This is a genomic window from Methyloversatilis discipulorum (genome assembly GCF_000385375.1).
GTDB lineage: Bacteria > Pseudomonadota > Gammaproteobacteria > Burkholderiales > Rhodocyclaceae > Methyloversatilis > Methyloversatilis discipulorum_A.
Genome location: NZ_ARVV01000001.1, coordinates 412,772 through 426,579, shown reverse-complemented (window position 1 = coordinate 426,579; position 13,808 = coordinate 412,772). Strand labels below are relative to the sequence as shown.

The following is a 13,808-nucleotide window of genomic DNA, read 5'->3' as shown; positions in this document are numbered from 1 at the left end:
TCACCGGCAGCGCCCTCATTCGTCGGCAAACTCGCAGTGGCCGGGCCCCAGCTCGGCTGCCTGCGTTGCCGCGCGACGGGCCGCAGCGAACATCGATTCGGCACCGATGTAGCGCGCATCGGCGATGGCGATACCGACCGCCACCGGCACCGAAATGTCGCGACCGCCGACGTTGAGCGGCGCCGACAGTTCCTGCACCAGCCGGCTGGCCAGTTGCGACACGGCCGGTATCACCTCGTTCGAGCCGGACAGCGCACGCGCCGCCTCACCGGCGCGGAAATCGGTCAGCAGCACGGCGAACTGGTAATTGTCGAGATAGGTGATCGCCGCCCCCGGGTAATTCACCGGCCGGAAGCGGCGCGCCACCGTGGCCAGTATCTGCTCCGCCGCCTCGGCACTGCTGCTCATCACCGGTTCGGCCAGGCCGCTGGCGTCCACCCACAGCAGAGCGAAGGGGAGCTCGTTCACCTGCGACTGATGCAGCGTCCACGCCAGCAGCGCGTCGAAGATGGCGCGGCTGGTCATGCCGGTGCGTGCCTCGAACCACATGCGCCGGCGCGCCTTCTCTTCCGCACCGCGACGCTCGCTGACGTCGGTGATGAAACCTTCGATCGCCAGCAGTTCGCCCTGTGACGAGAACACGCCGCGGCCCTGCTCCCACACCCAGATGTAGTTGCCGCTGACGTCGGCGATGCGGTAGGAGATCTGGTAGGGCTTGTGCTGCGCCAGATTGGCCTGCACCTGCGCCCACAGGAATTCGCGGTCCTCCGGGTGCACCAGACTGCCGAAGGCGATGCGGTGATTGTCCACCAGTTCCCACGGCTCGTAGCCGATCAGGTCCACGCTGCCGTCGCTGACGAATTCCATCGTCCAGTCCGGATCATTGCGGCCGCGATACACCATGCCCGGCACGTTGGCGAGCAGCGTGTTCAGGTAGCGCCGGCTCGAACCCAGGTCTTCGCCGCGCCGGCGCCGCGTCACTTCGGTCATGGTGCCGACGACACCGAGCAGATCGCCGTCCGGCAGCGTGCAGGTCTGCGCGCGCAACATGACCCAGAACACGGTGCCGCTGCCATTCACCATGCGCACTTCGGTGTTCAGGTGATCGAGCTGCCCGCCGGCGACCGACAGCATGCCGCGGTCGACCGCGTCGCGATCCTCGGGATGGATGGCCACCGACAGCAGGCGGCCCCGGCTGTCGGCCATGCTGCGGCCGGTGAGCCGCTCCCACGCGCGGTTCACGTAGGCGATGCGCCCCTCGGCGTCGGTCTTGAACAGCACCAGGTCGAGCTGGTCGAGCACCAGCGACATCGAGTTCTCGACACCGTCGCGCACGGGTACGGCCGCGGCATCCGGGCTGAACTGGATCAGCAGGCTGCCGGGCACCGACGACAAAGGCGAAATGCTGGCGTGCATCTTGATCGCACCACCGTCGGAGCGCACCAGTCGCAGCACGCCCTCGGCGTCCGACGCGTCCTCGCCGCCGGCGATCGCCATCAGCGTCGCGAAGCGTGCGTGATCGACTGGATGCAGCAGATTGGTGAAGGGCAGGCCGACCACCTGGTCGCCGCGTCCGCGGTAGTTCAGCAGCGCGAGGAAGGCCTGGTTCGCAAAAGTGATCTGCTGCCCCTGAATCGTGACCGAGGGCGACGAAATGTTGTGGCACAGTTGACCCGCCCACTCCATCTGCTGCGCACTGGCCTCCGGCGGATGCGGGCGACCGACATACCAGGGCAGCCGGCGCGCCAGGCCGAGCATGGTGAGCCCGGCCAGCACGACGGCACCCGGCAGCGCATAGGCAGTCGCCGAGCCGTACCACGAACCGACTACCGCGGCGAACAGCAGCGCCAGTATCCAGGCTGAAAACACGTACAAAGTCATGGTGATCCGTTCTTTCTTCGGCCCCAGCGGGCGCTATCCCCTATATACCGGATTGGTTGCCACTCTGGCGGGCTGCGCGGTCGCCGCCGTACTCAGCATCTGGGGCAGCGTCGAGATCGAGCGCCAGTTCGAACAGGTGTTCGGCACGCTGGTCGACCTCTGTGCGCACAGCGCCGGCGACCGCGAATCGGCCGTCTGCGCCGCCTTCGCCAGCGTCGAGCGCACGCTGCTGGAACGCGTCGCCGTGATGCTGCTTTTGCAGGGGCTGTGCTTCGCCGTCATCGTCGCCGGCACCCTGCTGATCGCACAACGCGCGCACCGCGTACTGGTGCGGCGGACCGAATCGGCGCTGTCGCTGATGCCGGACAGCGCCCGCACGCGCGGCCGCGACGAGGTCGAACGCCTGGTCGACAGCCTGGCCGAACTGACAGCGCGCCAGGCCGGCTTCGAGGCCGAAGGCCGCTGGCGCCAGCAGGTCAGCGGCGAACAGCTGCGCCGCAAGAGCCAGGCGCTGCAGACCCTGCATCAGGTGGCGCGCATGTTCACCGACGGCGACGTGTCCGAGTTCAGCCTGCGCAACGGTCTCGCCCTGCTCGAAACCTCGCTCGGCGCGCAGACCGCCGCACTCTGCCTGAACACGCCGGCGCACAAGGCGCTGGGCACCGGGCCGCTGCTGTGCACCCGCGGCGAGCCGGCCATCGTGCGCCAGCTCGGTGCCGAACAGAGCGCGCGCGAAGTCAGCGCGCGCGTGGTGCCGCCGTCGGGCGACTGCACCGCGCATTCGCTGGTGGTACCGGTGTGCCGCGGCGACGTGTCGGTCGGCACGCTGGTGATCGAATTCCCCGAAGTCGCGCGCGTCGATGACCCGCAGGTCAATCTCGCCGAAAGTTTCGCCCACCTCGCCGCGCTGGCCATTTCCAGCATCAGCCGCAGCCAGGAGGAAAGACGGGTGGCGCTGATGGAGGAACGCAGCGCCATCGCCGGCGAACTGCACGATTCGCTGGCGCAGTCGCTGGCCTATATGAAGATCCAGGTGGCGCGGCTGCAGCGCGGGCTGGACCGCGAAAAGCATCCGACCGACGTCGCGCAGGCGGCGCGCGAACTGCGCGAAGGCCTGTCCGCCGCCTACCGCGAGGTGCGCGAACTGATCGCCGCCTTCCGCGTGCGCATGGGGCCCGGCGGCCTGCTGTCGACAGTGCAGGACGCGGTCGACGACTTCGCCCAGCGCAGCGGTCTGGACATCAGCTTCGTGCACGACCTCGGCCGCTGCCACCTCGAAGTGAACGAGGAATTCCACGTGATGCAGGTGATACGCGAAGCGCTGTCGAACACCGTGCGCCACGCGCGCGCCTATCATGTGTGGGTGAGCATGCACTACGGCCCCGAACACCTGCTGAACGTGATCGTCGATGACGACGGTCGCGGCCTCACCAACCCGTACGCCGAAAGCAACCACTACGGCCTGAGCATCATGCGCGAACGCGCGCGCTCGCTCGGCGGCGAAGTGTCGGTCGTGCACCGCCCCGGCGGCGGCACGCGCGTGCAGCTCACCTTCGCACCGCAGAAACTGCCGGTCGGCCAACTAGACGAAAGTACCGCATGAGCATCCGCATCCTGCTGATCGACGACCATCCGCTGTTCCGCAAGGGCGTGGCCCAGCTGGTGCGCGCCGACGACGAGCTCGAACTGGCGGGCGAGGTCAGCGACGGCGCCAGCGGCATCGCGCTGGCCGCCGAACTCGACCCCGACCTCATCCTGATCGATCTGAACATGAAGTCGATGAACGGCATCGAAACGCTGCGCCAGCTGAAGGCCTCAGGCGTGCGTGCGCGCTGCGTCATGCTCACCGTGTCCGACGACGAGCGCGACGTGCTCGACGCGATGAAAGCCGGTGCCGACGGCTATCTGCTGAAGGACATGGAACCGGAAGAGCTGTGCGCCCGCATCAAGCAGTCGGTCGGCGGCAACGTGGTGCTCGACGCCAGCGTCGCCGGCCTGCTGGCGCACGCGCTGAATGCACCGCCGGCCGCCTCGCACAGCGACCTGACCGAACGCGAGCGGGAAATCCTCGGCCTGCTGGCCGACGGCCGCAGCAACAAGGAAATCGCCCGCGAACTGGGCATTTCCGACGCCACGGTGAAGGTGCACATCAAGCACCTGCTGCGCAAGCTGAACATGAAGAGCCGGCTCGAAGCGGCGGTGTGGGCGCTGCAGAACCCGCAGTTCAGGCAAATGATGGCGGGCTGAAAAAGACAGCGCGCAGCGGTCAGGGAAGCTGAATGCTGCGCGCTGCACAACGGTGCCTGCAAGGCACCAACGAGGTCGGTCAGAAGGTCCGTTTCACGTAGAGCAGCCACTTGCTGTCGCCGGTGTCCTTGCAGCGGATGCCGTTGTCGCAGATCGTGTAGAAGTTCCTGTCCGCATTGGTGTCGACATACGCCACCGCCGCCTGCCAGCCGCCCTCGAAGTTCTTCGTCACGCCCACCTTCCAGTCCGTGAAGTCGTAATCGTCGTAGTTCTTCACCTTCTGGTGACCGACGTGAACGTTGGCGATCCACGACGGCATGAACTCGTAGTTCGCGTTCAGCTCGATGTAGTCCGAACCGTCCGAGTCTGCGCCGAAGGCCTTCTTGCTGAAACCGAAGTAGTCGGTCACCGCGTACGAGTACTTCAGCTGGATGAACTTCCACGTCACCGCTGCGTTCAGTTCCAGCGTGTTCAGGCTTTCGGTGCCGCCGCCGACCAAGTCGTACTTGCCACCCGGAAAGATGAACTGCAGGAAGCCGACGTCGAAGGTCCAGTCGTCGATGGTCTTGGCGAACCCACCGTACACGTCGATCTCGCCGGTCGCGTTCGACAGCGCCAGATCGCTCACATTGGTGCCCCAGATGCCCAGGTAGGCGCCGCTCGAGTGCGCGAGGTCGAAACCGCCCTGCACCGCCGGATTCTCCTGCGTATAGCTGATGCCGCGGAAGATGTACTGCGAGAACAGGCCCACGTTGGCGCTGATCGTGTAGGCCGGTGCGGCGGCTTCTTCGGCAAGTGACGACAGCGGCAGCAAACAGGTCAGTATCGCGGGCAGCAGCCCCTTCATCCGTGTTCTTCTCATGTTGAAACGCCTCCTCTTGCGGTGGGTGAAACGCCGGATCATCAGTGCCCGGCGCGGGTGATCAGGGACTGCGCCTGCAGCCAGCGCAGCGCGCGCGCCACCGCGTCGGCGGGTGCGTGCAGGTGCTGACCGATGTCGCTCGGCCCGGTCTGTGGCCTGGCCTGCAGCAGTTCGTCGAGCCGGCCGAGGTCTATGCCATCGATGAAGCGCACGCCGCGCGGATGCTCGGCGCTGACGACGACGCGGCGCTCGACGATGAAGCCGTCCTCGACCACCGGTCGCGTCGCGAACGCCGCCGTGGCGACCGGGGCGAGCGCCGATGACGGCGCAGCGGGTGGTTGGGTCACCTGCCGCCAGAAGGGCTCATCGGCCCAGTGCATCTCGGCCGCGTAGTGCTGCCGCGCCGCCTCGACGCGCGATGCGAACACCGTTTCGATGCGTTCGCGCAGGTAGCGCTGCGCCAGCGCCGTCTGCGCCGGCCGCCGCAGCAACGTGTTGATGAAGGGCACCGCGGCAATGGCGCCGGAGGCCGCTTCGAACATGCCGTGACCGGACAGCGGATCGCAGGTATAGGCGGCATCGCCGACGCGCAGATAACCGTCGCCGACGACGCCGCCGCGCAGCGCCGCCTGTATGCCGCGCGCCCGCGTCGCACCGGCCGGCTTCAGCTGCATGCCGAAACGTCGTGGCAGGCGCGTGAGCTGCGCCAGCGCCGCCGCGTGCGCCAGATCGAGGTCGCCGCCGACGGCCGCCACGCCGGCCGGCTGCACGACCACCTGGATGTGCGCACAGCCCTGCGGATCGACGCCGCCCCAGGCCCAGCCGGACGGGAAGGATTCGATGAAGGTCGTTCGCGGCTGTGGTCGGGCGCCGTCGAAGGTGCGCCCCAGCGACACCAGCGTCGGGCCGGCATGGCGGTCGGGTGCCATCTTCGGTGCCGTATGGCCGCGGCACTCGGCGAGCAGTGCGGCATCGGTGCGCTGCAGCCGGCCGTCGCCGTCCTCCCAGCGCACGCACCAGCCGCCGTCGTCGCCACGCTCCAGTTCGCGCACCAGACCGTCGTGCAGTTCGACGCCTGCTGCTTTCGCGTCGCGCAGCAGGGCCGCGTCGAAGGCGACGCGGTCGACGACGAACTCGCCGTTCATCTCGACTTCCTGCGCGTTCCAGCTCGACACGCGATGCCAGCGCGGGCCGAGCAAGGCCAGCGCCTCGTGACAGCCGAGCTGCCTCAGCGCCTCGACCACGCGCTGCGACAGGCCCTCGACCGCAGATGCCGTGCGCAGACGCCCGATCACCTGCGCGGTTATGTCGTGCCGCGCCAGCGCGATCGCCAGCAGGCTGGCGGCCGGACCGGCCCCGAGTATGACCAGCGGATTCATCGTTGCACCTCCCTGTGCGTGGGTTGCGGGCGCAGTGCGAGCCACAGCGCGCCCAGCGACGTCAGCGTCAGACCGATCCACAGCAGCGAGGCGAAAGGCAGCACGCGCAGCACGACCACGGCCTGCGCGGCCTGCGGTCCGCCTTCGAGCGCCGCCACCGCGGACGAGGTGGCGACCCACAGCTGCAGGTCGCGCGCCCAGCCGCGGTCGATGAAAGGGTGCAGCACATAGCCCGGCTGGTCGGCATAGCGCGCATAGCGGTAGTCGAGGATTTCGCAGATCTGGCGCACCGGCCCGGCGTAGCCGGCGATCGCGCTGCGGGCGTCGCGGTACAGCGTCTGTCCCTGCAGCACGCGCTGCTCCGGCGTCGAAATCTCGATCTGCGCCAGCGCGCGGAAGCTGCCGCCGCCCTGCGTGCGACCGCCGTCGGATGCGCGGTCCACGTCAAGGCCGGTAACGCGCACCGCATAGCCCTGATGCGCGCGCTGCCACGCTCCGTCGATATTGACCAGGTGCTGCGAATAGCCATTCAGCGCCGTCGCCAGCAGCCCGCCCCACAGCGCGACCACCGCACCGAGATGCAGCAGGCCGAGCGGCAGCAGATAGCCGGCGGTGCGCCGGCTGCGCCAGGCGCCGTGCAGGCTCCACGCTGCACAGCCGAGCGCAAGATAAGCGCCGGCGATCAGCGCGGCGTCGATGCGCGGCAGCACGGCGACGATCTGCTGCGACAGCACACCGCTGCCGGCGTAGTGGCCGGCCAGCAGCCCGCCCTGCAGGAACGCTGCGGCGCAGGCCAGCGCCGCGACAGCCAGCGTGATCCAGCCCAGTCGTGCCGACAGCCTGCGCGCGAAGAACCAGCCGCCGATCAGCCCGGTCGCGACCATGGGCAACAGCAGCAGGCGTGCCAGTCCGTAGCCGTCGACGTCCCACTGCGCGAAGGCCGCACGCAGCGCAGGCAATTCGGAGCCGCGCGCCCAGTTGCGCAGCGTTTCGAAGAAGGGCTTCAGGTCGTCCGGCCGCGGCAGGGCCTGTGCGCTGGCGTAGAAGGCCCAGGCGAGATGCGCCACTGCGGCCAGGCCGATGAATACAAAGAGGAGCTGCGTCGCGCGCAAGCCCCAGGCGGCGAGATTCAGGCGCTTCGCACTCGGAATGGGCCGAACCGCGCGCAGTCCTTGCAGCCACGCAGCAAGTCCGGCCAGCGACAGCAGCGCAGCCAGCATCAGGTGGGCCGCCCAGGTCGACGCGCCGACGTAGCGGTGCGAACTGGCGAGCACGTCGTTGCGCGTGACGCCCATCGCGACCGCGGTCAGCACCGCCGCCGCCAGAGCGGCGAAAGGCACCCAGCGCCACATCGTGCGCCCGGGCCGCCAGCCGCCGGCGCCGTGCAGGTGGGCGGCGAGCAGACACCAGACGGCGAACACCGCGGTCTGCACCGGGTCCCAGTGCCACACCTGGCCGTACATCGCGTCCTCGAAGGCCCACACCATGCCGAAGCCGATGCCGGCGGTGAGCAGCGCCCAGGCCCGACGTGCGTGCGTCAGCGCACTGCCCGGCCAGCGTGTCTCCTGTCCGCCGAGCGCAGCCAGCGCGGGTGCGGCGAGCGACAGCGTCCACGCGTAGGCGGCGAGGATGAGTGGCGCGTGCACCAGCATCCATATCTTCATCAGGTGCGCGTTCATGCCCTGCGACACCGACTTCTGCAGCCACTCGGCCGGCGTCGCCGCGAAAGGGCCGAGCCAGGCGGCGGTCAGCGCATACCAGGCCGCCAGCAGTGCAGCGACGTCGATGCGCTGGCGGCGCTGCGCTGCGCCGCGCGCGGCCAATGTGCTCAGGAAGGCGGCCAGCAGCAGCGTCGTACCTTCGTCGCCACCCCACAGATTGGCCAGCTTCAGATGCAGCGGCAGTTCGGCACCGCTGTAGATCCACACATAGCGCAGGTCGAAACGGTCACCGAGCAGCAGCAGGGCCAGCGCAATCAGCGCGCCCCACAGCAGACCGGCCGCGACACGCAGCAACGCGGCGCGCCGGGCGCTCGCCACGCCGGCACACAGCGCGGCCGCTCCGACAGAGGCGAGCAGCACATCGCCAAGCGCCGGCAGCACGGTACAGACCAGCGCCGCCCCCAGCACGGCGCCCCACAGCAGACGATCAGGCATGACGGCGCTCCGGTCCGACATGGATCGCCGCCCGCTGCAGCCGCGCGCGCACGTCGCCCGGCGCGACGCCCAGCGCAAGCAGCGCGGCGATCAGCCCGCTCATCCGCGCGGTGGCGATGCTGGCACCACCGCCGCGTTCCGGATGGCCGGGTTCGATCAGCGCGTGCGTACCGAAGTCGGCTGCCGCGGTCGCCAGCCACGACAGCTCGCCCGGCGCGCAGCGCGCGTCGCCGGTCACCGCGATGCAGTGCGCGAAGGCGGCCGGATACACCGGCGCACCGCGCGCCGGCGCCGACGCGACCAGCACGACGCCGGCTTCAGCGGCGTCGCGGCAGGCCAGTGCGAGCCGCGGGCTTGCCGTCGCCATGCCGAAGCTCATGTTGATCAGGTGCACGCCCTGCCCGATCAGCCAGTACAGGCCGTCGAGCACCGCATCGACCGTCGTTTCACGGCTGCGGTCGAACACCTGCGCCACCGCCAGCCGCGCCTGCGGTGCCTGCGCGAGCACGCAGCGCGCGATCTGGCTGCCGTGGCCGCGCGCATCGGCGTCCAGCGGCGCGCTGCCCGACACGGCGTCCACCGCGTGACCGAAGCTGCGGTCCAGCGCGCCGTCGAGCAGACCCACGCGTACGACAGCGGTCATGCGGCGGCCTGCGGAAAATCGATGACGCGGTCGAAGGCGAACTGCGACAGGTCGCGGTGACTGACCACGATGCGCGTCGCCCGCGGCAGCAGCGCGTCGATCGCCGCCAGCGTGCGCAGTTCGAGCGCGCCGTCGAGCGAGGACGTGCCTTCGTCGATCACCAGCAGTGTCGGTGACATCAGCAGCGCACGTGCCAGCGCGACCCGCTGCCGCTCACCGCCGGACAGCGATGCGCCGCGCGGGCCGACCATGGCGTCCAGCCCGTCGGGCAGCCGCGACAGGAAGTCGCTCACGCCGGCCGCCTGCGCCGCCCGCTCGACCTCGTTGCGACTCGCGTCGGGCCGGCCGTAGCGGATGTTGTCGCACAGCGAGCCGGTGAACAGCACCGCCTCCTGCGACACCACGACGACGTGCCGGCGCAGCGTTGCGCGGTCTATGGCCTGCAGGTTCACGCCGCCGATGGTGATCCAGCCGGCCGACGGTTCGAAGTGACGATGCAGCAGATCGATGAAGGTGGATTTGCCACAGCCTGAATCGCCACGCAGCCAGACGCGGGCGCCGGCGGGAAGGGTCAGGTTCAGTCCGCTGAAAGCCGGGCGCGCCGCACCCGGATAGCTGAAAGCGAGGTCGCGCACCACGAGGTCGGCGGTCGGCAGAAGGTCTGCCGGCAGCAGGGGCGCATCGTCCGGCACGTCGAGCGCGCGCAGTTCGTCGACGCGGTTCAGGCCGACCTTCACGCGCTGCCACTGCAGGTAGAGCCCCATCAGCGCATGCAGCGGCGCGCTGGCGCGCTGCACGCAGGTGGCGAAGGCGACGAGCGTGCCCAGCGTCAGCGCCTCGCCAGCCAGCATCGACAGGCTGCCGCCGACGAAGATGCCGATCACGGCCAGCGACAGCAGCAGATTGGGAAAAGCACCGCCGAGATAGCCAAACAGCTGCAGCGACAGCAGGCGCTCGCGCACCGTGCGGTGCAAGGCAGCGAGCCGCTCCAGTTCGCGCCGCTCGGCGGCGTGCGTCTGCACGCACCGCACCGCACCGACCTTCTCGACCAGGAAGCTCGACACTTCGACACCGGCGTCGCGCGACTGCTGCGACAGCTTTTCGATGCGCGGCCGCACCCAGGACAGCACGATGCCGTTGAGCACCATCAACAACGCAAGGAAGAGCGCCAGCTTCGGGCTGAGCAGCCAGAGCAGCACGACGGTGCCGATCAGCGTGAGCACCGAGTTGATCGCCGACAGCACGGCGTCGACGGCGAAGCGCTGCACCTCGCCGAGGTCCCCTTCCAGCCGCGCCAGCAGGTCGCCCTGCCGCATGCGCGAGAAGAAGGCCGGCGACAGCCGCAGCACATGCGCGAACAGCGATTCGCGCATGCGGTGGAGGATGCGCGCCGACGCCGCCACGTGGATGCGGCGGCAGGCGAAGCCGACCGCCAGCGCACACAGCGCCAGCCCCACCATCCACCCGCCGCTCGCCAGCACCGCCGCGCGATCGTGCGCGAGGATGCCGTCGTCGATCAGCGCCTTGGTCAGCACAGGCTGGGCCAGTCCGGCCAGCACGGCGAGCAGCGACAGCAGAAGCACGGCCGCCAGCGCCGGCCACTCCGGCCGGATGAAGTCGCCGGCCCAGCGGTAGAGCGCACCGAGCCGACGACCGCCCTGCCCAGCAGGCGCCGCCGCGACTGGCGCGGCGCCCGCTGCGGGCGCATGCAGTGCTTCTGCCCGCATGCCGCTCAGCGCTGGAAGATGCGCAGCGAGGTGAGCACCTGGTCGCCACCGCCCGGCGTGCGGATGTTGCCGATGCGCTTCAGCGTGGCGCTGTCGTACACCGCGATGTCGCCCTGGGTGCCGCCGATGTAGAGCTCCTTGCCGTCGCTCGACACATTCACGTTGTAGTAGGTGTGGTCGAGGTCGACGCGGTCCATCTTGCCGGTCTTCGTATTCACCTTGGTGAGCTGGGTATAGACGGTATAGGTTTCGTCGCGGCGCACCGGGTTCACCACGCTGGAGAACAGCACGACGCCGGCGTTCTCGAATTCCTTGAAATGCACCGTGTCCTTCTCGAGGTCCAGCGTCCAGATGCCGGCGCGCAGTGCGGACGGATCGCCTTCCGGCTTGTTCGCGTAAGCCACGTAGTAGGGCGTGGCGAACACATTGGTCTGTTCCCACTGCGGCCAGATCGCCAGCGTGTCCGGCTCGCCCTGTTCGCCGTTCTTCCAGCTGCGCCATGGGTGCTGGCCCTTGACTGCGCCGGTCTGCGGGTCGAGCTTGAGCATGTCCCAGCTGAAGGCGTACAGCGTGTCGCCCTTGGCCGACCAGGCGAGCGTCGATACGCGGCGCGGCACCTTGAGCTTGCGCACCGGCTCGGCGTCGGTGCCGGCGTCGGTGCGGTAGATCGCGATGTAGGGATCCATCACCTTGTACTCGCCCGGCAGCAGCTGGGTCGGATTCACATAGACCGCCAGTTCCTTGCCATCCGGGCTGAGGTCCATCGGGAAGGGCGACTTGCCGCGGATGTCGCCGCCGGACAGTTCGGCGCGGAACACTTCCTTGCCGCTGTCCAGGTCGATGCCGGACACGGTTTCCCAGCGGTTGTGAATGACGTAGGCGGTCTTGCCGTCACGCGAGTGCACCAGCGTGATCGGGCTGTTGCCCATCGAGGTGTTCGGGATGGTGTGCGTCTTCACCACCTTGCGTTCCTTCGCGTCCATCACGAACACGAGGTTGGGGCGCGCGGCGGTGACCAGGTAATCCTTGGCCGCCAGTGCAGCGGTCGGAAGGGCGCCGAACAGCGCGACGCCAAAGCTGGCGGCCAGTGCGGCCGCCGTGGTCTTGATCTTCATGGTCGGGAGTTCCTCTTGTACGTTCGCGGGCTTACTTCGGGAACACGCTCTGCAGCGCCTTCCAGTCGCGCGCAGCGTCGTCCTTGCCGGTGTTCCAGTCGGGGTAGTTGTGCAGCGTGTCCGGCACCTGGGCCGGCCACCAGCAGGGGTCGGAACAGCCATACAGATCGGCTTCCATCGGCTGGCACAGGCCGGCCACGCCGAGGAAGGGGTCCAGTTCCCAACCCGGGTCGAAGGTGGTGGCGCAGCCGGCGACGGCGGCGGTCATCGCGACCACCTTTTCGACCGCTTCGTCGTTCGGGGCGGCTTCGATCTGGTGGGCCTTGCGGTTCAGCGGTTTCAAGCGGTTCATAGTTCAGAGCTCCTGTTCGCGACGTGCTTGTGGAGGAAGGCGGGGTTCTTTTCGAGGATTTCGAGGTAGGCCTCGATGCCGAAATCGACCCACTCCCTGAGCAGTTCGCAGTAGTGATAGACCGGCGAATGCGGGTCGCTGAAGTTGGCGTAGGACTCGTGGTAGCAGCCGCCCGAGCACAGGTTGCGGATGCGGCAGGTCGAGCAGCCGCGCTCGGAACGGTCGAGCGCGCCTTCGAGGAAGGCGCCCAGCTCCGCCTTCGCGATGCCGGTGTCGACGTTGCCGAAGGTCGGCAGCTCGGAGCCGGTAAAGCGGTGGCAGAGATTCAGTTCGCCCTTGTGATCGACCGCCAGCAGCCCGATGCCGGCACCGCAGGGCAACGCCTTGCGACGGCCCTCGTACAGGTCGGACAGCATCTGGTGCATGTTCGAGAAGCCGATGTTGCGGCCCTCGACTGCCGCCGCGACGTACTCGCGGCCCAGCGTCTTCATCGCGTCGAACACCGCGCGCAGCTCGTCACCGACCAGGTTGAAGGTGGTGATCGGGTTGCTGGTGACCGGCGCGAAACCCACTTCGGCGAAGCCGAGTTCGTCCTTCAGGTGATGGTGGATGGCCGCGACGTCGGAATAGCCTGCGGTCAGCGTGACCCGCGCACCGACCGCCCGCGCGGTGTAGCGCGACAGCAGCATGCGCGCCTTCTTCGCCACCACCTCGTAGGTGCCCTTGCCGCCTATCGTCTTGCGGCGCAGGTCATGCACCGCCTGCGGGCCGTCCATGCTGATCGAGATGCCGAAGGAATGTTCGTTGAACCAGTCGGCGATCTCTTCGGTAAGCAACGTGGCGTTGGTGGTGAGCGAGAAGTCGACCTGCTTGCCCTCCTCGCGGCAGCGCTCCTCGGCGTAGGCGGTAACGGCCTTGATCAGCCGCATGTTCGACAGCGGCTCGCCGCCGAAGAACACCACGTTGACGCGGTCGCGCTTCGCACCCTCCTTCAGCAGCAGCTCGATGCTCTTCTTCGCCTTGTCGAAGTCGAGCTTCTCGCCCTTGGACGGCGTCGTCAGATCTTCCTTGTAGCAGTAGGTGCAGCTCAGGTTGCAGCCGGTGTTCACGTTCAGCACGATGGTGCTGAGCGGAAACTCGGTCACGCTGATGCCGGCGCCGCGGTCGGCCACGGCAGGGTCGCCGCGCAGCACGCCCAGCGACTTCAGGTCCTCGATCGCGTCGGCGATCAGCGCCGGCGAGCCGCTGCCCGAGAAGCGCTGCAGCAGCTCCTCGAAGCTCACGGTCGCCTTCGGCCGCACGAAATCGAGCACCTCGGTGGTCACGCCGTCGAGATCGAAGATGCCGGTGCTCGGCACGTGCAGCAGCACGCGCCGGCCCTTCACATCCACGTCGTGGAAGGCGTGCGTATCGACGTAAAGCAGGTTGGCTTCGGACATGGTGGCT

At 68.5% G+C, this 13,808-nt stretch carries 11 protein-coding genes; 2 read left to right on the top strand and 9 right to left on the bottom strand.

Annotated features, from left to right (window positions below; all coding sequences use genetic code 11):
• Positions 1-15 precede the first annotated feature (15 nt).
• Positions 16-1,881, bottom strand: coding sequence for a sensor domain-containing diguanylate cyclase (locus METRZ18153_RS0101980; RefSeq protein WP_020163160.1), 1,866 nt, complete (start codon positions 1,879-1,881; stop codon positions 16-18).
• Between METRZ18153_RS0101980 and METRZ18153_RS0101975 the strand changes: the two genes are divergently transcribed.
• Positions 1,880-3,484, top strand: a complete 1,605-nt coding sequence (locus METRZ18153_RS0101975; RefSeq protein ID WP_020163159.1) for an ATP-binding protein — start codon at positions 1,880-1,882, stop codon at positions 3,482-3,484. The genes METRZ18153_RS0101980 and METRZ18153_RS0101975 overlap by 2 nt on opposite strands.
• The gene (gene narL, locus METRZ18153_RS0101970) at positions 3,481-4,128 is read left to right on the top strand and encodes a two-component system response regulator NarL (RefSeq protein WP_020163158.1); all 648 of its coding nucleotides are present in this window, start codon (positions 3,481-3,483) and stop codon (positions 4,126-4,128) included. The genes METRZ18153_RS0101975 and narL overlap by 4 nt, the downstream gene beginning before the upstream one ends.
• Positions 4,129-4,207: 79 nt before the next feature.
• Here narL and METRZ18153_RS0101965 read toward each other — a convergent pair whose 3' ends face one another.
• From METRZ18153_RS0101965 to peaB, 8 genes are read right to left on the bottom strand one after another with little or no spacing between them, the layout of a single operon-like run.
• On the bottom strand, positions 4,208-4,975 hold the full coding sequence (locus METRZ18153_RS0101965) for a TorF family putative porin (RefSeq protein ID WP_020163157.1): 768 nt from the start codon (positions 4,973-4,975) through the stop codon (positions 4,208-4,210).
• A 56-nt stretch (positions 4,976-5,031) separates the two neighbouring features.
• The gene (gene qhpG / locus METRZ18153_RS0101960; RefSeq protein ID WP_020163156.1) at positions 5,032-6,369 is read right to left on the bottom strand and encodes a flavin-dependent monooxygenase QhpG; all 1,338 of its coding nucleotides are present in this window, start codon (positions 6,367-6,369) and stop codon (positions 5,032-5,034) included.
• The gene (ccsA, locus tag METRZ18153_RS0101955; protein WP_020163155.1) at positions 6,366-8,525 is read right to left on the bottom strand and encodes a cytochrome c biogenesis protein CcsA; all 2,160 of its coding nucleotides are present in this window, start codon (positions 8,523-8,525) and stop codon (positions 6,366-6,368) included. Before ccsA ends, qhpG begins: the two co-directional genes overlap by 4 nt.
• Entirely contained in the window at positions 8,518-9,168 is a 651-nt protein-coding gene (gene qhpE / locus METRZ18153_RS0101950; RefSeq protein ID WP_020163154.1) for a subtilisin-like serine protease QhpE, read from the bottom strand. Before qhpE ends, ccsA begins: the two co-directional genes overlap by 8 nt.
• Positions 9,165-10,895 carry an ABC transporter ATP-binding protein gene (locus tag METRZ18153_RS0101945; RefSeq protein ID WP_020163153.1) on the bottom strand — a complete coding sequence of 577 codons (1,731 nt, stop codon included), beginning with the start codon at positions 10,893-10,895 and terminating at the stop codon, positions 9,165-9,167. Before METRZ18153_RS0101945 ends, qhpE begins: the two co-directional genes overlap by 4 nt.
• 5 nt (positions 10,896-10,900) lie before the next feature.
• Positions 10,901-12,010, bottom strand: a complete 1,110-nt coding sequence (gene peaD, locus METRZ18153_RS0101940; protein ID WP_020163152.1) for a quinohemoprotein amine dehydrogenase subunit beta — start codon at positions 12,008-12,010, stop codon at positions 10,901-10,903.
• A 31-nt stretch (positions 12,011-12,041) separates the two neighbouring features.
• Positions 12,042-12,362, bottom strand: a complete 321-nt coding sequence (gene qhpC, locus METRZ18153_RS0101935) for a quinohemoprotein amine dehydrogenase subunit gamma (RefSeq protein WP_019915608.1) — start codon at positions 12,360-12,362, stop codon at positions 12,042-12,044.
• Positions 12,359-13,801, bottom strand: a complete 1,443-nt coding sequence (peaB, locus tag METRZ18153_RS0101930) for a quinohemoprotein amine dehydrogenase maturation protein (protein ID WP_020163151.1) — start codon at positions 13,799-13,801, stop codon at positions 12,359-12,361. Before peaB ends, qhpC begins: the two co-directional genes overlap by 4 nt.
• Between the last annotated feature and the right edge of the window lie 7 nt (positions 13,802-13,808).

Bases quoted from the DNA above. Each gene is read 5' to 3' on its own strand.
- METRZ18153_RS0101975 (WP_020163159.1), top strand. From the start codon at position 1,880: ATGGTGATCCGTTCTTTCTTCGGCCCCAGCGGGCGCTATCCCCTATAT.
- METRZ18153_RS0101980 (WP_020163160.1), bottom strand. From the start codon at position 1,881: ATGACTTTGTACGTGTTTTCAGCCTGGATACTGGCGCTGCTGTTCGCC.
- narL (WP_020163158.1), top strand. From the start codon at position 3,481: ATGAGCATCCGCATCCTGCTGATCGACGACCATCCGCTGTTCCGCAAG.
- METRZ18153_RS0101965 (WP_020163157.1), bottom strand. From the start codon at position 4,975: ATGAAGGGGCTGCTGCCCGCGATACTGACCTGTTTGCTGCCGCTGTCG.
- qhpG (WP_020163156.1), bottom strand. From the start codon at position 6,369: ATGAATCCGCTGGTCATACTCGGGGCCGGTCCGGCCGCCAGCCTGCTG.
- ccsA (WP_020163155.1), bottom strand. From the start codon at position 8,525: ATGCCTGATCGTCTGCTGTGGGGCGCCGTGCTGGGGGCGGCGCTGGTC.
- qhpE (WP_020163154.1), bottom strand. From the start codon at position 9,168: ATGACCGCTGTCGTACGCGTGGGTCTGCTCGACGGCGCGCTGGACCGC.
- METRZ18153_RS0101945 (WP_020163153.1), bottom strand. From the start codon at position 10,895: ATGCGGGCAGAAGCACTGCATGCGCCCGCAGCGGGCGCCGCGCCAGTC.
- peaD (WP_020163152.1), bottom strand. From the start codon at position 12,010: ATGAAGATCAAGACCACGGCGGCCGCACTGGCCGCCAGCTTTGGCGTC.
- qhpC (WP_019915608.1), bottom strand. From the start codon at position 12,362: ATGAACCGCTTGAAACCGCTGAACCGCAAGGCCCACCAGATCGAAGCC.
- peaB (WP_020163151.1), bottom strand. From the start codon at position 13,801: ATGTCCGAAGCCAACCTGCTTTACGTCGATACGCACGCCTTCCACGAC.